Origin of the sequence: Flavobacterium sp. P21, from assembly GCF_050632225.1 — a bacterium.
Taxonomy (GTDB): Bacteria; Bacteroidota; Bacteroidia; order Flavobacteriales; family Flavobacteriaceae; genus Flavobacterium.
The window spans coordinates 4995449-5015240 of the sequence record NZ_CP192585.1; the positions used below are offsets into that span (position 1 = coordinate 4995449).

General features: G+C 33.4%; 15 protein-coding genes and 3 pseudogenes. 11 read left to right on the plus strand and 7 right to left on the minus strand.

All coding sequences use genetic code 11. The features are described from left to right. Positions 1-60 precede the first annotated feature (60 nt). From ACQ9BO_RS25100 to ACQ9BO_RS25120, 5 genes and pseudogenes are all read right to left on the minus strand, one after another. Positions 61-207 (minus strand): hypothetical protein, encoded by a 147-nt coding sequence (locus tag ACQ9BO_RS25100; protein WP_431242938.1) that lies wholly within the window; start codon positions 205-207, stop codon positions 61-63. A 20-nt stretch (positions 208-227) separates the two neighbouring features. After that, positions 228-749, minus strand: coding sequence for a hypothetical protein (locus ACQ9BO_RS25105; protein WP_431242939.1), 522 nt, complete (start codon positions 747-749; stop codon positions 228-230). Next, positions 697-1527 (minus strand): TonB-dependent receptor domain-containing protein, encoded by an 831-nt coding sequence (locus ACQ9BO_RS25110; protein ID WP_431242940.1) that lies wholly within the window; start codon positions 1525-1527, stop codon positions 697-699. The genes ACQ9BO_RS25105 and ACQ9BO_RS25110 overlap by 53 nt, the downstream gene beginning before the upstream one ends. A gap of 230 nt (positions 1528-1757) precedes the next feature. Next, entirely contained in the window at positions 1758-3455 is a 1698-nt protein-coding gene (locus tag ACQ9BO_RS25115) for a SusC/RagA family TonB-linked outer membrane protein (RefSeq protein WP_431242941.1), read from the minus strand. Between the two features lie 543 nt (positions 3456-3998). Then, positions 3999-5166, minus strand: a pseudogene (locus ACQ9BO_RS25120) (MFS transporter). 103 nt (positions 5167-5269) lie between these two features. Here ACQ9BO_RS25120 and ACQ9BO_RS25125 point away from each other — a divergent pair. The 9 genes and pseudogenes from ACQ9BO_RS25125 (at position 5270) to ACQ9BO_RS25165 (ending at position 14359) form a co-directional block, all read left to right on the plus strand. Further along, positions 5270-6103, plus strand: coding sequence for an AraC family transcriptional regulator (locus ACQ9BO_RS25125; RefSeq protein WP_431242942.1), 834 nt, complete (start codon positions 5270-5272; stop codon positions 6101-6103). Between the two features lie 70 nt (positions 6104-6173). Next, positions 6174-6530, plus strand: coding sequence for a hypothetical protein (locus ACQ9BO_RS25130; protein ID WP_431242943.1), 357 nt, complete (start codon positions 6174-6176; stop codon positions 6528-6530). A gap of 97 nt (positions 6531-6627) precedes the next feature. After that, a complete protein-coding gene (locus ACQ9BO_RS25135) occupies positions 6628-7155 on the plus strand; it encodes a DUF3347 domain-containing protein (RefSeq protein WP_431242944.1) in 528 nt (175 codons plus the stop codon). 44 nt (positions 7156-7199) lie between these two features. Then, entirely contained in the window at positions 7200-7718 is a 519-nt protein-coding gene (locus tag ACQ9BO_RS25140; protein WP_431245205.1) for a helix-turn-helix domain-containing protein, read from the plus strand. Positions 7719-8159: 441 nt separating this feature from the next. Further along, positions 8160-10701, plus strand: a pseudogene (locus tag ACQ9BO_RS25145) (heavy metal translocating P-type ATPase). Between the two features lie 2 nt (positions 10702-10703). Further along, a pseudogene (locus tag ACQ9BO_RS25150) lies at positions 10704-12943 on the plus strand (multicopper oxidase family protein). Between the two features lie 443 nt (positions 12944-13386). Continuing rightward, positions 13387-13863 (plus strand): hypothetical protein, encoded by a 477-nt coding sequence (locus tag ACQ9BO_RS25155; RefSeq protein WP_431242945.1) that lies wholly within the window; start codon positions 13387-13389, stop codon positions 13861-13863. Then, complete coding sequence (locus ACQ9BO_RS25160) at positions 13860-14069, plus strand: hypothetical protein (protein ID WP_431242946.1); 210 nt, start codon at positions 13860-13862, stop codon at positions 14067-14069. The genes ACQ9BO_RS25155 and ACQ9BO_RS25160 overlap by 4 nt, the downstream gene beginning before the upstream one ends. 128 nt (positions 14070-14197) lie before the next feature. Further along, entirely contained in the window at positions 14198-14359 is a 162-nt protein-coding gene (locus tag ACQ9BO_RS25165) for a hypothetical protein (protein WP_431242947.1), read from the plus strand. 179 nt (positions 14360-14538) lie between these two features. Here ACQ9BO_RS25165 and ACQ9BO_RS25170 read toward each other — a convergent pair whose 3' ends face one another. Next, a complete protein-coding gene (locus tag ACQ9BO_RS25170; protein WP_431242948.1) occupies positions 14539-17934 on the minus strand; it encodes a polysaccharide deacetylase family protein in 3396 nt (1131 codons plus the stop codon). A gap of 265 nt (positions 17935-18199) precedes the next feature. Beyond that, complete coding sequence (locus tag ACQ9BO_RS25175; RefSeq protein ID WP_431242949.1) at positions 18200-18652, minus strand: DUF4442 domain-containing protein; 453 nt, start codon at positions 18650-18652, stop codon at positions 18200-18202. Positions 18653-18907: 255 nt separating this feature from the next. Here ACQ9BO_RS25175 and ACQ9BO_RS25180 point away from each other — a divergent pair, with 255 nt between their 5' ends. Continuing rightward, complete coding sequence (locus ACQ9BO_RS25180; RefSeq protein WP_162847849.1) at positions 18908-19363, plus strand: DUF4870 domain-containing protein; 456 nt, start codon at positions 18908-18910, stop codon at positions 19361-19363. Positions 19364-19458: 95 nt separating this feature from the next. Next, entirely contained in the window at positions 19459-19791 is a 333-nt protein-coding gene (locus ACQ9BO_RS25185) for a PadR family transcriptional regulator (protein WP_431242950.1), read from the plus strand. Position 19792 lies beyond the last annotated feature (1 nt).

The following is a 19792-nucleotide window of genomic DNA, read 5'->3' on the forward strand; positions in this document are numbered from 1 at the left end:
TAAAAAGGAAGAAAACGTCCTCTGTAAGAGTTGGTTTCAGCAAATGGAATTTTAATTCCGTCAATTGCTCGCTGAAGCCAAATCTGGGCTAGAAAAAATAACCGATTCGTCTAAGGTTGATTTTGCCGGAGCATCTAAATAATCGTCTGAGCAAGAAGCAAAAAGGCTTGCAACAAATATTCCTGCTATTAATATTTTATGTTTCATCTTGTGAAAGTTTTACTGAATTAAAAATTAAGGTTTAGACCAAAGATCAACTGTCTGCTTCTCGGATAAGCTGAATAATCAACTCCCGGTGTGTAAGGCGTGCTTCTTCTAGTTGAAGATTCTGGATCTGGGCCTGAATAGTTAGTCCAAACAAAAACATTACTTGCGGTAAAATAAAATCTCAACTTAGAAACTCCTAAAGCAGAAGTCAAAGCATTTGGAGTAGTATAACCCAAACTCAACGTATTAAGTCTTAAGAAAGATCCGTCTTCAACTGCCCAATCACTAAATACATAACGAGGCATGTAAGGAGACCACATTGTAGTATTTGCATTTAAAGCCGCCAATGCTGTAGGATCTGTTACTAATTGTCCCGTATTAGGATCAAGATTTGTCCATCTTTTTCCATCAGCCATTTCAGTACTTAAATTTCTATATTGCCCATTCGGAATTGAAGAAGCGAATTCAATTTTATTTGCGTTGTAAACATCATTTCCAATACTCCAGTTGAAAGCGAGCAGAAAGATCAAATCCGTAAGCATTTGCATTCAACACCATACCACCTGTGCTTTTTGGATTTGCATTTCCAATAACAGTTAAGTCGTTAGCGTTTACTTTTCCGTCACCATCAATATCTTTTAATTTCATAGCACCTGGTTGCATTTTACCAACTACTGTTGAACCGTCTGGCACTCCACTTTTTAAAGTGTAAGCTCCTGCGGCGTAATCAAAGTCGCTTACTTCATAACGTCCATCGCTCTTATATCCATACATGATACCTAATGGCTGTCCAACGTTAACTAAATAATCCCCTGTAATTGATGAAGAAGCCCATCCAGATGATGCAGTAAAGTTGTTCATTACGCCAAGCGAGTTGATTTTATTAGTATTAAATGCGGCGTTGAAAGATAAACTTACACCATATTTTTCTCTTTCAATAAGATTAAGATTCAAAGTTGCCTCAACTCCACTGTTTTGGATTTCACCCATATTTCTGTATTGGTTGTCATAACCTCCAGAGATTGGGAAAAGCATCAATAAATCTTTTGTTTTATTTTTATAAACCTCTACAGATCCTGTTACTTTGTTTTTGAACAGGTCAAAATCCAAACCGATATTTTGTGTAACTGTAGTTTCCCATTTTAAATCTGGATTAGCCATTGTTTTAGAAGCCGCCCAGAAATTATCAACACCATTAATCCAAGTTGATGTAGACGAAATGAAGCTTTGAACCATTTGTCCTGTCGGAATATTATTGTTTCCAGCTTCTCCATAACTCACTCTTAATTTAAGCAAATTGATCCATGAGGCATCTTTCATAAATTCTTCTCCTGAAATTTTCCAAGTCAGCTACGTCGCTGGGAAGAATCCCCATTTATTGCCGCCTAAGAATTTACTAGATCCATCGGCACGATAAGTCGCTGTAAGAAGATATTTGTCTTTATAGTCATAATTTGCACGTCCAAAGAAAGAAAGCAGTTTGTCATCTGGATAATAAAAATTATCAACTGAAATTGGCGTACCTTGAGAAGTTAATTTTTTTGCTTCATCTAATTCAAAAGATAATGGATAACCTTGAATTGTACTTGTAAGGTCATTTCTTTGATAATTGATACTTTCTTCTCCAAAAGGAATTTCAAATTATGATTTTCACCAACCAATTTTTTCAAATCATAATTTAAAGTATTCGCATTTCTAAAACGAGTATCTTTTCTGTCCATCATAATCATCGCAGGCATATTTTGTCTTTCTGCGACTGGATTATTTTTTACATAATAAGTTGTACGTCCGTAGAAACGATAATCTTGATAATTATAGTTGTCTAAACCTAACTCTGATTTAAAAACCAAATCCTGAGTCAATTTCCAAGAAAAACTTCCTAATGTATTAAAGTTTTTTCTGAATTGTTGACGGTTATTATCTGTAATAGCCACAAAAGGATGTGTCAAATTTGCCGCAACAGCTTCATCTGTATCATCAGTAGTCAAACCTGGAACCGGAATTGGAGCATATCCAACAATATTTTTCAAACGAGAATCTGCTGATGAAACCTCATTTTGCTCATTCATACCAGCACCATTAATTTCTGTATCTGAGTAACGAACTGTAAAACTTAAATCAATTTTATCAGAAGCTTTGCTGTTTAACGCAAGAGATAAGTTGTTTCTGTTGAAATCTGATCCCAACATAATTGCTTTTTCATCATAATGCGCATAGTTGAAATTATAGTTGATTTTATCAGATCCACCACGAATAGACAAGTCACGGCTTTGAACTTCGCCTGTACGTCCAAATACTTGTTTTTGCCAGTCGTTACCTTTCATACCTTTGTATTGATCATAATCTTGCCAGTTACCAAAATATTTTGTGTAAGAACTTGGATTACTTAAAATAGTTTTATCTGTTTGATCAAGCAATGCATACTCGTATTGCCATTTTACATAATCTTCAGGAGATGTAACCGGAATCGTATTTGTCATCTGTTTCATTCCGTAGAACATATTAAAGTTTACTGCAATTTTACCATCTTTACCTTTTTTCGTAGTAACAATAATAACTCCATAAGCTCCTCTAGAACCGTAGATTGCTGTAGATGATGCGTCTTTCAAGACTGTCATAGTTTCAATATCAGAAGCAGAAATATCATTAAGGCTGTTTACCGGAAATCCATCAACAATATATAATGGAGATGCATCTTGGCTTAAAGACCCGTTTCCACGAATTCTAACTTGAATATTCGAATCTGGCGAACCTTCAGAAGAAGTTACCGATACCCCAGCAATACGTCCAGTTAAAGCTTCTGCAACGTTTGGAACCGGAATTTTGCGCACCTCATTTCCAGAGAATGTCGCAACTGCTCCAGTCAAATCAGATTTCTTTGAAGTTCCATATCCAATTACAACAACCTCATTCAAGTTATTAGAATCTTCTGTTAGAACTACATCGGCTTTGGTTTTTCCTGCAACAGAAACTTCTTTAGTTCCAAATCCGATAAAAGAAAAAGTCAAAACAGCTTTAGGATTAGTCAATTTGATCTTATAACGTCCGTCAAAATCAGTAGAAACCCCGTTTTTCGTTCCTTTTTCAAGCACATTTACTCCCGGCAAAGTAAGTCCGGCGACGTCCTTAACTGTTCCTTCTATAGTTGTAGTCTGTGCATTTACCTGACTACTCATAAGCAAGCACAATAAGAAAACAAGTACAGAGCAATAGTTTGCTCCTTTGTTTAATAATTCTCTAAAGTTCATGGTTTATTGTTTAAGTTATTAATTGGTTAATGGTAATTTATGTGGTTTTGAAATTCTAATTTTTGATGTTTTTGCCATTTTAAATTTTCAAAAAACTCAATAATGACAAGGTTTTTCAATCGATTTCGTTTTTTAAAAATACGTTGGAATCAACAAAAATCAAATCATGTAATCGATTACACAAACATAGATATTTTTTATATAAAAAATTAATTTTCATAAAAATTTGCTAAAAAAAATTACATATCAAAAATAAAAGCACTTTTTTATACCACATATGCAATTTATATTATGAATAAATGCCAATTATATTATTGCCAAATATTAATTTCTTTCGTTTTTATCAAAAAAACAATCGATTACATGAAAAAAATTATTCAATCAATTTTTGAAGAAGTTTAAAAACAAAAGACCTCACGGCAATTAAAAAAACCAATTAATTCTTACAACATTCTTTAAAGCTATTTCCTGACTTTAAAAAATTCAAAAAAAATGCCCTTAAACAATTAAGTTTAAGGGCATTCAAAAGATGTATCTGCTTTTTTAAGCGCGCCGCAATTGCAAATTTGCTTTGTGTTTTTGCATTAAAGTAAATGTAATGATCATTCCTGTCATGGCCATCGCAATACCAATAAGATTTGGAGAAGCAAAGTCATAACCTGTCGCCAACGGAAGTCCGCCAAGAAAAGCTCCCAAAGCATTCCCAATATTAAAACTTCCTTGAAGTGCTCGCTGATGCAATCATTTCAGCATCTTTGGCTGTTTTAATCATAAGCATTTGAATTGGCGCGATAACCGAGAAAGAAATTGCTCCTGTCAAAAATGTTAGAAATAATGAAATGTATTGATTAAAAGAGAAAAAATAAACCATCAACAAATCAAGCACCATTACAAACAATAATGCAAGTACGGTTGGCGCTGGCGAATATTTATCAGCCAATTTGCCTCCGAGAAAATTTCCGACAACCATTCCTAATCCTGCCAAGATTAAGATTGAAGAAACATCTTCTGGCGAAAATTTAGAAATATTAATTAATAGTGGCGCAATGTAACTGATCCAAGCAAACAATCCTCCAAAACCAATTGCAGTAATTCCGATGATTAACCAAGCTTCAGTTTTTTTGAAAAATTGCAATTGCGTTTTCATATTTACATCACCGGCTTTCTCTAATTTTGGCATCCATAAAGAAATAAACACAAATGTCAATAAACCAACAATTGCAATTAATATAAAGGTATAACGCCAAATAAAATGGTGTCCTATATAAGTACCAATTGGCACACCAATTAAATTCGCAATCGTCAAACCGGCAAACATTATAGAGATTGCCTGCGCTTCTTTTCCTTTATCGGCCAAACGGCTTGCCACTACCGCTCCTACTCCAAAAAAGGCTCCATGTGGCAATCCAGAAAGAAATCTTGAAGCAAACAAGAAATTATAATTTGGCGCAATTATCGAAAGTGCATTAAAAACGGTCAGCATCAATGCTAATATTAAAAGCATTTTTTTAGGCGGATAATTTCTTCCCGCAATTACTAACAAAGGTGCACCAATAACAACGCCTAGCGCATATGATGAAATTAAATATCCCGCAACCGGAATGGAGACTTTCATATCTGAAGCAATATCAGGAAGCAATCCCATCATTACAAATTCGGTTATTCCTATAGTTAAGCCTCCTAAAGACAAGGCAATAAGACTTTTTTTCATTTTGATTTTAGTAGAAAGGAAATTAATTTCTACGATGCAAATTTAACACCGTTAACCGTCAAAAAAGTTGTACATTTACGATATAAAATTGTAAATTTAAGTTATGCCTAAGTTAAATCAGTTTAAAACATTAGTTCTTGACGAATTTGAAGAAGAAAAATTTCATCTTCCTCCACATACGCATACATATTACGAAATCATTTATATTAAGAAAGGAACCGGTGTTCATCATTTAAATAACAACCTTTTGCCTTATAAAGCTGGAGATTTATTTGTGATTTCGCCAGACGATGAACATTATTTTGACATCAAGAAATGTACGGGGTTCATTTTCATTAAATTCACAGATAATTATTTCAATTCAAAACAAAATCTGACCTGCGATGAATTTCTCGTAAATACTCCCGAAAATTTCATGCGCGATAAAATTTTAAAAGAAACTGTTTTAAAGTTTGATGAACCTTGCAAAACGATTCTCAAAAACACAGTAGAAAACATTGTAACTTATGGTAAGTATATTGATGTGACTTCTTCTCCAATTGTTTTTTATCAGATTCTTTCGATTTTTGGTTTAATTAAAGAAACTATCCGATGTATGAATCTGCAGATGCAATCGACGCATTTGGATAATGAGCAAATTGCGAATTATATTCATCAGAATATTTATCAGCCTAAATTGGTTCAGGTAAAAGTGATTGCAGATCATTTTAATATTGCTCAAACCTATTTTAGTGCTTATTTCAAAAGAACTTTCAGCATTAGTTATCGTGAATACATTCATAATTTGAGATTGACTTTAATCGAAAAGAGATTTCACAACAATCAATTGCCGATTAAACAAATAGCATACGAATTTGGTTTTACCGATGAAAGTCATTTGACCAATTATTTCAAGAAACGTAAAAACATGAAACCGACAGATTTCAAAAAACTCTAGTTAGCGAAATCTTAAAAAGTAATTTCCTCAAACATTTTTAGCTAAATTTGTGCTACTAAAAACAATTTCTTTGAAAAAGAAAATCCACATAATAATGCTTTTTATAACTCTTAGCTTCTTTTTGAACTCGAGTAATACTTACGCATGTCATACTGGACAGTCTAAAGAAATTGCTACTAAAGAAGAAAACAGTTGTTCTAAAAAATGTCGCGAAAAGAAAACTTCAAAACAAGAAAAACACAATTGTGATGGAAAGTGCAGTCATTCAGGTTGTAATACCTCAACATTAAACATCTTTTTAACTTCAAATGATTTTGATTTGCAAAACGACGTTTTTAATTTTTCTTTAAAAAACACCATTTCATCTTACAGTAATTCTCGTATTTCTTCTGGATTTACTTCTATCTGGCTGAAGCCGAAAATATAATTATTGCATTTGTGACAGCCCATATTGGGTCTTTTTGAAATCAAATTTTTTAATTAATTTTAAAGGAAATAAATTCCTTTACCAAATAATATATACAATGAAAAAATCAATTATAGCTTTAGCAACAGCACTTACAGTGGTATTTAGCGCAAATACAATTCAGGCAAAAACCAATAATGCTGAAATAACAACAATCGAAATTGCAGATGCTCAATTACAATCTGTTTACGATGCTTATTTTTCAGTAAAAGATGCACTTATTAAAAGTGACAGCAAATTGACTTCGGCAAAAGCCAAAGATTTACTTACCGCAATTACGGCAGTAAAAATGGACAAGCTAAAAAGCAACGAACATACAGTTTGGATGAAAGTGGTAAAAAAATTAACTGCCGATGCCAAAAGTATTTCGTCAACAACAGATCTTAAAAAACAGCGTGAGTCTTTTAAATCTTTATCTAAAAGCACTTACGATTTAATAAAAGTTTCAAGCCCGACCGAACCAATTTACAAACAATATTGCCCAATGGCAGATGCTGATTGGTTAAGCAAAGAAAAAGCAGTTAAAAACCCTTACTACGGTTCTTCTATGCTGACTTGCGGAAATGTGGTAGAAACGATCAAATAAATATGAAGCTTTACATCAAAAATATGGTGTGCGACCGATGCAAAATGGTAGTGAAGTCTGAGTTCGAAAAACTCGGACTTCAACCTACTGCTGTAGAATTGGGAGAAGTCGAACTGAACGAAGAAATCAGCGATTCGCAAAAAGAAATTCTATTAGAAAACCTTCAAGCTTTAGGTTTTGATTTAATCGATGATAAAAAAACAAAAACAGTCGAAAGAATTAAAAACCTGATTGTCGATTTGGTACATCATAAAAATAATGATCTCAAAATCAACTTGTCTGATTATTTAGCCAAAAATCTAAATCAAGATTATAATTCGTTAAGCAACTTATTTTCTGAAATCGAAAACACTACAATCGAAAAGTATTTCATTAGCCAGAAAATCGAAAAAGTAAAAGAATTATTGATTTACAACGAACTTTCGCTAAGCGAAATTGCGGATATTTTAAACTATAGCAATGTAGCGCATTTGAGCAATCAATTCAAGAAAATTACGGGCTTTACTCCTACTTCTTTCAAACAGTCAAAAGATAAATTGCGCATTCAGATTGAGAATATTTAATCTCGACACAAAAAATTATTCTCTCGCAGATTCCGCAGATTGAGCAGATTTGATTTAATAATCTAAAAAAATATCTGCTCAATCTGCGGAATCTGCGAGAAAATTTTATTGCAAAAGTAAAACATAACCAATGGTTTGAACCATTGGAACGCAACGATTGGCATCTAATAATTAACACACATTGAATTTATCACAACACGTTTCTCAAGGTTGAAACCTTGAGCTATGTTTAAATACAGCTCGCAGAATTATTCACACAAAGCTTTGCGAACTTTTAAAAATCTGAACTAAATAAAAACTTAGCGAACTCTGTGTAAATCTTTGCGTCCTCTGCGTTAAAAAACAGCATTTAGTAAATCTTACAAATCATTCCCAAAATTCTACAAACCGAACTCATACTTACTTCTGAAATTTGCATTGTAATACTTAAAAACCAATACAATGACTCATCAATATATAATTTCAGGAATGTCTTGCAACGGATGCCGAACCAAAGTAGAAAAAACTTTAAATGAAGTCGAAGGCGTTCATGCAGAAGTTAGTTTGAATCCGCCAACAGCAACCATAACAATGGATAAGCACGTTTCAACAGAAAAATTTCAAGAAGTTTTATCTGCTGTGGGAAATTATACTATCGAAATGGATTCTCCTAAAAATCACGGAGAAACTGCCGTTAAATCTTGCTGTTCTAGTCACAAAAAAGAACATCACGATCACAATCATCATAAAACAGAAACTAAAAAAGTAAACCAACACAATGCAAATGGCGTTTATTATTGTCCAATGCATTGCGAAGGCGACAAAACATACAGCAAACCCGGAGATTGTCCAGTCTGCGGAATGGATTTAGTGCCACAAGTTGTCTTAACTGCAACTCAATTTACTTGTCCGATGCATCCAGAAATTGTTTCAAACGAGCCGGGAGATTGCCCGATTTGCGGAATGGATTTGGTTCCGATGCAGGCTTCAGAAAGTGAAGAAAACAAAACCTATTCTGATTTATTGAAAAAGATGAAAATTGCAATTTTGTTTACGCTTCCCATTTTCATTATTTCAATGTCAGAAATGATTCCGAATAATCCGCTTTATAATATAATGTCTATTGAAAAGTGGAATTGGGTTCAGCTTTTATTTTCGATTCCCGTTTTGTTTTATGCAGGATGGATGTTTTTCGTTCGCGCATACAAATCAATTGTGACTTGGAATTTAAATATGTTTACATTAATCGGAATCGGAACCAGCGTTGCTTTTCTATTTAGTATTGTCGGAATGTTTTTCCCTGATATTTTCCCTTCCGAATTTAAATCGCATCATGGAACGATTCATTTGTATTTTGAAGTCGCGACAGTAATTATAACTTTAGTTTTATTAGGACAATTATTGGAAGCCAAAGCACACGGACAAACCAACGGTGCCATAAAAGAATTATTAAAATTAGCGCCAACAGAAGCCACCTTGGTAGAAAACGGAGTAGATAAAGTAATCTCCATTCACAACATTAAAAAAGGCGATTTGCTTCGTGTAAAACCCGGAGAAAAAATTCCTGTTGATGGAAAAATAACAACTGGCGAAAGCGAGCATTGATGAATCGATGATTACGGGAGAACCTATTCCGGTAGATAAAAAAGTTGGCGATGCCGTGATTTCTGGAACTATAAACGGTACAAAATCATTTGTAATGATTGCTGAAAAAGTCGGATCAGAAACTATGCTTTCGCAGATTATTCAAATGGTCAATGATGCCAACAGATCTCGCGCTCCAATTCAGAAATTAGCCGATCGCGTTTCTAAATATTTTGTTCCGACAGTTGTTATCATTTCTATTATAACCTTTTTTGTCTGGGCAAAATTTGGTCCAGAACCCGCTTATGTTTACGGATTAATTAATGCTATTGCTGTTTTAATTATAGCTTGTCCTTGCGCACTTGGATTGGCAACTCCGATGTCGGTAATGGTTGGAGTTGGAAAAGGCGCTCAAAACGGAATTCTGATTAAAAATGCTGAAGCATTGGAAAACATGAATAAAATAGATGTTTTGATCACCGACAAAACCGGAACAATTACTGAAGGAAAACCATCTGTAGAAAAAATCTATGCCATAAATAATGACGAAGATTTTCTGCTTCAAAATATTGCATCTTTAAATCAACATAGTGAACATCCATTGGCACAAGCCGTAGTAAATTTCGCGAAAGCAAAAAATAGTTCATTAAAAGAAGTCCAAGGTTTTGAAACTATTGCAGGAAAAGGTGTTTTAGGAACTATAGAAAATATAAAAGTTGCTTTAGGAAACAAAAAATTAATGGATGAAATTGGTGCAACTATTTCTTCTGATTTAGAACAAAAAGTAATTTCTGAGCAGAATTTAGGAAAAACTATTTCGTACATCGCTATTGAAAAAAGCGTTTTAGGTTTCGTAGCCATCACCGATGCTATTAAAGAAAATAGCGCAAAAGCTATTAAAGAGTTAATTTCTCAGGGCGTTGAGGTTATCATGATGACAGGAGACAATCATAATACTGCAAAAGCAGTTGCAGAACATTTGCATTTGAGTTCTTTCAAGGCAGATTGCCTTCCGGAAGATAAATTAAAAGAAATTGAACGTCTTCAGGCACAAGGAAAAGTTGTTGCCATGGCTGGAGACGGAATCAACGATGCGCCTGCTTTGGCACAATCCAACATCGGAATTGCAATGGGAACAGGAACTGACGTTGCTATTGAAAGTGCTAAAATTACTTTGGTAAAAGGCGATTTAAACGGAATTGTAAAAGCGAAAAACCTCAGCCATGCTGTAATGTCAAATATCAAACAGAATTTATTTTTTGCTTTTATCTATAATACTTTGGGAGTGCCAATTGCGGCAGGAATTTTATATCCGTTTTTAGGAATATTGCTTTCGCCGATGTTGGTCGCGGTAGCAATGAGTTTGAGTTCTGTATCTGTAATCGTAAATGCTTTGCGATTGAGAAATCTAAAATTATAATCATGAAAATCAAATATATCCTTATACTTTTCTTAATTGCTTTTCAGCTAAAAGCGCAGAAAGTCGTACGTTACGATTTATATGTTCGTGATACAATTGTCAATTTTTCGGGTAAAGAAAAACGAGCGATTGCAGTAAATGGACAAATTCCGATGCCGACTCTGACTTTTACCGAAGGCGATATTGCAGAAATTTATGTTCATAACGAATTAAAAAAGAAACCACTTCGATGCACTGGCACGGATTGTTTCTTCCTAATAAAGAAGACGGTGTTCCGTATTTAACACAAATGCCAATTGAACCTGGAACTACTCATAAATATTCATTTCCGATTATTCAAAACGGAACGTATTGGTATCACAGTCATTCGGGGTTGCAGGAACAAATTGGTTTGTACGGACTTTTTATCATCAACAAGAAAAAAGACGATTCGACTATCAGAAAAGGAATTGACGATTTACCGACAATTCCAGTCATATTGAGCGAATGGTCGGATTTGAAACCGGAGAATATTCAGCGAATGCTTCATAATGCCAACGATTGGTTTGCCATAAAAAAAGGAACAACACAAAGTTATTTTGAAGCTTTAAAACAGGGACATTTTTCTACCAAAGTGACCAACGAGTGGAAACGAATGAACGCGATGGACGTTAGCGATGTTTATTATGAAAAGTTTCTAATTAACGGAAAAAACGAACAACAGTTTTCAGACCTTAAACCAGGCTCAAAAGTTAGGTTAAGAATTGCAAATGGTGGCGCTTCAAGTTATTTCTGGCTGACTTATGGTGGAGGAAAAATCACAGTTGTGGCCAGCGACGGAAATGATGTCGAACCTGTAGAAGTAGATCACTTGATTATTGCGGTTTCTGAAACTTATGATGTTGTGGTTACAATTCCTGAAGACAACAAATCTTTTGCTTTTTTGGCTACAGCCGAAGACAGAACAGGATCTGCGTCTTTGTTTTTAGGAAGTGGAGAAAAACAGCCTGTTCATCATCTTTCGAAATTAAAATATTTTGAAGGCATGAAAATGATGAACGACATGATGAAAATGAACGGAGAAATGAACGATATGGGCATGAATATGTCCTTGAATAAAATGGATATGAATGCCGTAATGTATCCTGAAATTTCAGGTGAAGATGAAAATGCAAAACCTGCGATGGATCATTCCAATCATAATATGGAAGAGATGAAAATGGAAAATGACAGCACGGAAACTTCTGAAATTGTAACTTTAAATTACGGAATGCTGAAATCTCCTTTTAAAACCAATCTTCCAAAAGATGCGCCTGTTAAAGAATTGCGTTTCACTTTATCTGGAAATATGAATCGTTATGTATGGAGTCTGGATAATAAAGTAGTTTCTGAAACCGATAAAATTCTAATTAAAAAAGGAGAAAATGTTCGAATTGTTTTATACAACGGATCGATGATGCGTCACCCGATGCATTTACATGGACATGATTTTCGAATTCTAAACGAACACGGCGATTATTCTCCATTAAAAAATGTGATTGATATTATGCCAATGGAAACCGATACAATCGAGTTTCAGGCAAACGCAGATGGCGATTGGTTTTTTCACTGTCACATTTTATATCACATGATGGCTGGAATGGGGAGAATTTTTAGTTATGAAAATTCCGCTCCAAATCCGTTGATTCATCATCCTGAAATGGCTTTTAAAATGCTAAAAATGGATGATCGCATGTTTCATTTTATGGCAGAAAATGATTTTGCTACTAATGGAAATGACGGTGAAGCGATGTTCAGCAACACACGTTGGAGCATTGGAACGGAATGGAGATTGGGTTATAACGACAAACATGGTTATGAAACTGAAACTCATATTGGTCGCTACATTGGAAAAAATCAATGGTTAATGCCTTTTATTGGTTTTGATTGGAGATACCGTAAAATGGGAATGGACGAACAGGAACAAAATCTTTGGGGACAAAAAAATACCAAAGACAATCGTTCGGTTTTCAGTTTAGGAGCCGAATATACTTTGCCAATGCTCATAAAAGCGCAAGTTGAGGTTTACACCGATGGAAATGTTCGTTTGCAATTTGAACGAAAAGATATCCCGCTTTCGCAGAGGCTTCGAATGAATTTAATGTGGAATACCGATAAAGAATATATGGCAGGATTGAAATATATCGTCGCCAGAAACTTCGGAGTCACAACGCATTATGACAGCGATATGGGAATTGGATTTGGGGTTAATTTGAATTATTGATTTATTTTTTTCACCATTTAAGTGATTTAAGTTCATCTTAAAAAGGGTAAATGACAAAATAGAAAAAGCATGGATTGCATAATGGCATTACTTTTGGAATAAGCATATTATACTCTTAACTTTATGAACCAAACTCTTTTCCTTTTATTACTGGCTTTACCGATCATTTTTCAAATTATATTCGGGAGAAAAGCAATTGCCGAAAGCATAAAACTAACTTTTTTAAAGTCTGTTTAATTACCTTTCTTGCTCAATTTATATTCTTTATCATTGCATTTAAAGTACTTTCATACAGATTACGAGAAGAATCAAACGGACAAATTCACTGCGGAATGCCTTTTGTTGGATTAATAGGTTTAGAAATCTTGATAGCCATAATTATATTTGTTATCATTCTTATTCAATATTTAATAAAGAGATCATACGATCGTAATAAGTAAAAAATGAAGTTAATTTCAATTCTACTCTTTTTCTTTTCAAATATTTCATTTGCTCAATTTGCCATAATTTCAGATCGAGATGGTTTTGTTAATATTAGAAAAGAAGCAAAAACAGGAAATAATATTTCTGACCAACTAAATAATGGTTTTGTAGTGTATTGCTTTGAACCAGAAAACAATTGGATCAATATTGATTATTCTAAAAACAACAAAGATAGAAATGGGTATTTATATAAAGACAGAATTCAATATTTATCTGAATTCACAAAAATCCCTTTATTCAAAGAAACTCAAAGTCAAGTTATTTTTAAGAAAGATGGGTTTTATATTAATATTGAAAGTAAAAATTTTGAATCAAATTCTGCAAAATTAACCTTTCTTGAAAAAGAAAAATCTGTACTTAAAAAGATTAACGGAAAAGATTTTTGGGGAACCGATGGAGGGATTCCAAAAAGACTTATAAAAGCATATCCGTTGTGATTGACAACAAGACTATTGAACTTCCTAAAAATTCTTTTGACGATTTATACGAACCTAGTCTTTATAGCACTAAAATTAATTACGACAAAAAGAACGATATCTTATATATCACATCAAGCAATAGCGATGGAGCTGGCGGTTATGAAATTGTTTGGGTTATAGAAAAAGGAAAATATAAAGAGCGAAAAATTGCTTTTGGTTTTTAGATAATGTTGCTTTTTGTTAAATCATTATTGACAAAACATTAACAAAATTGTAAGAATCAACCTTAAGAAATACTTCTATATTTCATTCATCAATTACAATTCTCTAACAAAAAATAAATTAAATCAAAATGACAAAAGTAATTACAATCGTTACCGTTGCTTTATTTACAATTGGTGTAAATGCTCAGGAAACAAAACCTGCAACAAAAGAAAAAGCTAAAAAAGAATCTTGCTGTAAAAAAACGTCAACAGATAAAAAAGACAAGAAATCTTGTTGCATAAAAAAATAATTGAAATGCTAATTTCAGTAAAAAAGGCTTCGAATAATCGAAGCCTTTTTTTGTCTTTTTGCCACTGATTAAAAGGATTTAAAAAGATTTCTTCACGAAAATCTTTGACAAAGTTTAAAACTTTGTCAAAGATTGTTTTTAAAAACCAGTGTTAATCCTTTTAATCTGTGGCAAAAAAATCATTTTACTGTCGCGACATTTCCTGTTCTTGTGAGTACTCCCCAACTTTGGCTTTCGCCTTTTATGGCTCTTCTTAATGCTCTAAACAAAATCACATACATTAATTGTCTGTACACAAATCGCTGTGGAATCAGCCATATTAATTTCGTCAGTTTTTCTTTTTCAAAAATAAAAGCAACAACACTCACTAGCATATCTACTAACATAAATGCGATGTAATAAATCATTATTTTATGAAGACTGTCTGGATCATTATAGTTCCAGAACAAACTCAAAATAAGAACCAAATCAGCCAAAGGAGCGAAAATTGGCAATACGATCTGAAATAGAAGAATATTTGGCAAAGCGACCATTCCTAAACCTTTGTATCTCGGATTAAAACATGCGTCTCTGTTTTTCCAAAAAGCCTGCATAATACCGTAACTCCAACGGAAACGCTGTTTCATAAATTCTTTCAAACTTTCTGGAGCTTCGGTAATTGCAATGGCTTCGATGCAATTTATAATGTGATAATCGTTTCTGAGAATTCGAATCGTTAAATCACAATCTTCGGCAAGTGTATCGGTTGTAAAACCTCCTACTTTTTCTATTGCTTCTTTTTTGAATGCGCCAATTGCGCCTGGAACAACCGTAATTCCGTTGATTAAATCAAAAGCTCTTCGATCAAAATTTTGTGCTGTTGTATATTCAATACTCTGCCATTTAGTAAGCATTGTATTTTCGTTTCCGACTTTTACATTTCCGGCGATCGCACCTACTTCTGCATTATCTTTTAGTTGAATTCTAAAACCTTTCATCAATTGCGAAATCGCATCGGTTTTTAATTGCGTATCGGCGTCGATACAAACAACGTAATCGTTTTGGGTTAAAGCAATTCCGTAATTTAAGGCAGATGCTTTTCCTCCGTTTGGCTTGGTATGAATTTTTACCTTTGGATTATTGGCGAAAGCTTCATTAATCATCGCAAAAGTTTTGTCTTTCGATCCGTCATCAACAAAAACAATATCAAAATCTGGATAATCCTGACTCAATAAGTTTTCGATTGTTTTTACAGCATTTATTTCTTCATTATAAGCCGGAACAATAATACTTACTTTTGGAACAATTCCGTTACTAAGCTTATAAACAGGCGGATATTTATGATCTTTCCATTTTTTTATGAAAGCCATAATCGCCATTAATGCAATTCTGAAAAACCCAAGAAAAATAGCTACCCAAAATGTCGCGGTAATAAATTGTCCAAACCAATATCCGAAATCAAAAATTACGTTATCAACTGTAATAAAAGGCCCTTCTGCTTTTGGCATAATTTCATCTTTGGTTTTGCCAAGCAAATGATAAACAGTTGTAAACTCAACATTTTTACTTTTAAAATATTTAATTATTCTAGGCAAAGCTTCGACTGTAGCTTTTCTGTTTCCTCCGGCATCGTGAAGTAGAATAATTCCTTTATCAGGATTTGCTTCATATTGTTGTACAGTTCTAATGTAAACAGAATCGGCACTTACGCCCTTTTCCCAATCATTTGGATCAATACTTTCGCCAACACTATAATAATTTTGTGCTTTACTTAATGCAATTGGTTTTAGTTCGGCTTCTGTTGTTGGTTCAGCATCGGCATTGTAAGGCGCTCTAAAAAGGACAGTGCTTTTTCCGGTAACGGCTTCGATTAATAATCGTGTCGTTTCCATTTCTTTTGCGACACGATCCGGACTTACCAATGCAATGTTTGGATGTGTAAAAGTGTGATTTCCTATTTCATGACCTTCTTTATAAATTCTTTGCAATATCGGAATATTGTTTTCTGCCTGAATACCAATAACAAAAAACACGGCCGGAACTTTTTCTTTTTTCAGAATATCTAAAATTTCAGGCGTATAAACAGGATCTGGCCCGTCATCAAAGGTCAAAATAACTTGTTTATTTACGTTTCCAAATTTGCTGATTACATATTTAGTTGGTAATTCTACATATTTCTGCTCTGTAATCGTAGTTTCATCTTTGTTGATTTCCAGTTCGATTTTTCCTGGAGCAGGACTTGCAATAACATTCAATACTTCACCATCGCCAATATAAGCCGGACTTTCGATTCGGGTATTAACGCTTTTCATCACATTAAAATCGAAAGGTTTTTTAGATAAACTTTCGTTTGTTAAACTTCGATGGTAAAAACTCCATAAACGCTGATCTTCACTGCCCAAACGCCACAAAGCCGTTCCTGCCAAACCATATTCATCGCTAAATCTTATGGTATTAAAATTAGTTGTCGCATCTTCAAAATTAACTACGTGTTTTTTGCCATTGCTGTCTTTATAACTAAATGAGTTGCTGTAGCTGTTATTGTCAAATTTTATATTGGCATTATATTGTTTTGCAATCGCAATTGCGTGGTCATAAGTTACCGTTTCTCCCTCCTGTTTTTCCGGCCAATCGTAGCCATAACCTGCAAAACAAAGAATTATTTTATCAGACGAAATTTCTTTGGCCGTTTTATCTACAATTCTTTCTATCCATTTCTGGTCGCTTATATCTCCGGGAATACTTCCTGCATAATGCTGATCATAAGCCATAAGAAACATATAATCATTATATTTTGCCAATTCGTTTATATTAAAATCATCGTCTCCAGCCATTATATCCTGCGAAACAAGATATCCCAGCGGATGCAGTTTTTCGTATAATTCTTTTTGAAATGTGATTATAGGTTCATCACTATTTTCTTTAAATTCTTCAAAGTCAATATTTATTCCTTGCAAATCATATTTTTTTATTGTTTTAGCAATATCATTTATAAGCCTTTGTCTTTTGTTTTTATCATGAAGAATTCTATGAATAAGATCGCCGTCAAATTCGCCTTCGCCTAAAGATTCGTTTATATTATTGATTAATGGAAGGATTTTTACTTTTCCTTTTTTCATCACTTTTAATGCTAACGTATCAATATCAGTTTTCAGCAAATCGGTTTTTGGATCAATAAAAAACCATTCTGGAACCACCATATTGAGTTTATCGATATTTTTTTCTAGTGAAAATAAACTCTGCGGATCCCAATCAACGTAAAATGCCGCACGAATTTCTTCGTTTGTTTTAGGTATTGCTGGCTGTTTTTTTAGTTTATCAATTTTTGTTTTTTCTCTTAAAAAATAATCAAAACCTCTAAATTGTTTGAGGTCTTTTTCACTTAAATTACTGGGAACAACAGGATTGTCCAAACTATGTCCCGTTCGACTATGAACAGCTAAAAGGGGAAGCGGCGGTTTTAATCCTTTCTTTAAAGTAATAAAGAAAATTGGAACCATTAAAACCAGAAGAAATAAAATAAGTCGGCTTGACCATTGAAAAGTTTTCCAGCGTTTTTGAGTAACCGTCTGAAATATTTGTTTTTTATCGTCCATATATTCTTACTTTATTTTCGGCAAATGTAAACACAAACTTTATTTTAAGTAAAATTATTACTATTAAATTAAGGTAGAATGAAATTTTTATTTCTTTGATGAATGATTATTAGTCAATAAAATTACAAAAGAAAAAACTTCAAAAGAAACAAACAAAAAGAACAAACTCACTAAAGAACAGGTAATTATAATATTTCACATTGAAAAAAGCAAAAAAAATGACCTGCATAGTGCAGGTCATTTATAATATAATGCAGTAATAATTTTATTTCAATCTAACACTCCATTCAAAATCCATTTCAGAAACCTGAACACCTTCTTCATTTGTTCCAATAGATTTCATCCAGAAAGTTTGTCCTTCTCCTGTTTCAATAGTTCTTTGAATCGCTTCGGCAATCAAATGCCCGTCGTTGCAAACAAAAGTGATTCTACCTGTTGCTTTTTTAGTGAAGTTTCCTTTGTTATTGGCAACCAGCATCGAGATTTTTCGTCCGCTTTCCTGAATCTGAGAGATAACCAAGGCTCCAGTTGTCAACTCTGTCGCCATAGCTTGAACGGCAAAATACATCGAATTAAAAGGATTTTGATTGATCCAGCGGTGTTTGACACTGACAATGCGGCTGTCCTTATCGATAGCTTTTACACGCACCCCGCAAAAGTATGCTGATGGTAATTTGAACAATACAAATTTGTTGAGTTTGGAAACTGATACTGCCATAGATTTATTTTTTTATGTAAAAATACAAAAAAACTATGCATGCACAATAAATTTGATATACTTTCGAGAAACGTCAATAAAATCAAGTATTCCCGGATGATTTTCAATAAATTATCACTCTCCTACAAATTTTAAACTTGTTAAAATTTTGTTAATATTTGGTACTATGTAAAACAAGATACTGTTTTTTAGCAATATATTTGCATAAGAAATTACTATATACTTTTAATCATGGAAACAACAACACCACTCATCATGGAAACAACATCAGAAAGAAACACTGCGGCATTTACGCATTTAAGTACATTAAGTCAGTACATTATTCCATTTGGGAATTATATTTTCCCAATCATTTTTTGGTCGAGCTACAAAGACAAATCAGAATTTGTAAATCACCACGGAAAACAGACCTTGAATTTTCAATTGAGTTTATTGCTTTACACTTTGATTTTAGCTTTAATCGCAATTCCGATTTTCGTATCAGTAGTATTACAAAACATTCCGATGGAAGCTGTTTTTAATGACGAAGATTTCGTAATCAGAAATTTCAACTTTCAAGGAAATATTGCCTTATTAAGTATTGGAGCAACTGCGGTTTTACTTTTTGGAGTTTTAAAATTTGTTGAATTCTTTTTAGTGATTTATGCTTCAATAAAAGCTTCAAACGGAGAATTATACAAATATCCGCTCACGATTCCTTTTTTAAAGTAATCTAAAATCGGTTAAAGGTTATAGACACAATCAATCATCAATCATCATCATCAATCAAAAAACGAATTGTTCAATCAAAAAAACAAAATGAAATTATGAACATTGAAAACACAAAAGCACAGATGCGCAAAGGTGTTCTTGAGTTTTGCATCTTATCAGTATTAAAAGAAAAAGACGCATATACATCTGAAATATTAGACACTTTAAAAAACGCAAAATTACTAGTTGTTGAGGGAACAGTTTACCCACTTTTAACTAGGCTAAAAAACGACGGTTTATTAAATTATCGTTGGGAAGAATCGACCTCAGGGCCACCACGAAAATATTATGGATTAACCGAAATAGGACAAACTTTTTTAAACGAACTTAGCGGAACCTGGAATGAATTATCGGGCGCCGTAAATCTAATCACCAATCAAAATCAATAAG

Excerpts from the sequence above, each read along its gene's own strand:
- ACQ9BO_RS25100 (WP_431242938.1), bottom strand. The coding sequence starts at position 207 with ATGAAACATAAAATATTAATAGCAGGAATATTTGTTGCAAGCCTTTTT.
- ACQ9BO_RS25105 (WP_431242939.1), bottom strand. The coding sequence starts at position 749 with ATGCTTACGGATTTGATCTTTCTGCTCGCTTTCAACTGGAGTATTGGA.
- ACQ9BO_RS25110 (WP_431242940.1), bottom strand. The coding sequence starts at position 1,527 with ATGAAAGATGCCTCATGGATCAATTTGCTTAAATTAAGAGTGAGTTAT.
- ACQ9BO_RS25115 (WP_431242941.1), bottom strand. The coding sequence starts at position 3,455 with ATGAACTTTAGAGAATTATTAAACAAAGGAGCAAACTATTGCTCTGTA.
- ACQ9BO_RS25125 (WP_431242942.1), top strand. The coding sequence starts at position 5,270 with ATGCCTAAGTTAAATCAGTTTAAAACATTAGTTCTTGACGAATTTGAA.
- ACQ9BO_RS25135 (WP_431242944.1), top strand. The coding sequence starts at position 6,628 with ATGAAAAAATCAATTATAGCTTTAGCAACAGCACTTACAGTGGTATTT.
- ACQ9BO_RS25140 (WP_431245205.1), top strand. The coding sequence starts at position 7,200 with ATGGTAGTGAAGTCTGAGTTCGAAAAACTCGGACTTCAACCTACTGCT.
- ACQ9BO_RS25155 (WP_431242945.1), top strand. The coding sequence starts at position 13,387 with ATGAAGTTAATTTCAATTCTACTCTTTTTCTTTTCAAATATTTCATTT.
- ACQ9BO_RS25165 (WP_431242947.1), top strand. The coding sequence starts at position 14,198 with ATGACAAAAGTAATTACAATCGTTACCGTTGCTTTATTTACAATTGGT.
- ACQ9BO_RS25170 (WP_431242948.1), bottom strand. The coding sequence starts at position 17,934 with ATGGACGATAAAAAACAAATATTTCAGACGGTTACTCAAAAACGCTGG.
- ACQ9BO_RS25175 (WP_431242949.1), bottom strand. The coding sequence starts at position 18,652 with ATGGCAGTATCAGTTTCCAAACTCAACAAATTTGTATTGTTCAAATTA.
- ACQ9BO_RS25180 (WP_162847849.1), top strand. The coding sequence starts at position 18,908 with ATGGAAACAACATCAGAAAGAAACACTGCGGCATTTACGCATTTAAGT.
- ACQ9BO_RS25185 (WP_431242950.1), top strand. The coding sequence starts at position 19,459 with ATGAACATTGAAAACACAAAAGCACAGATGCGCAAAGGTGTTCTTGAG.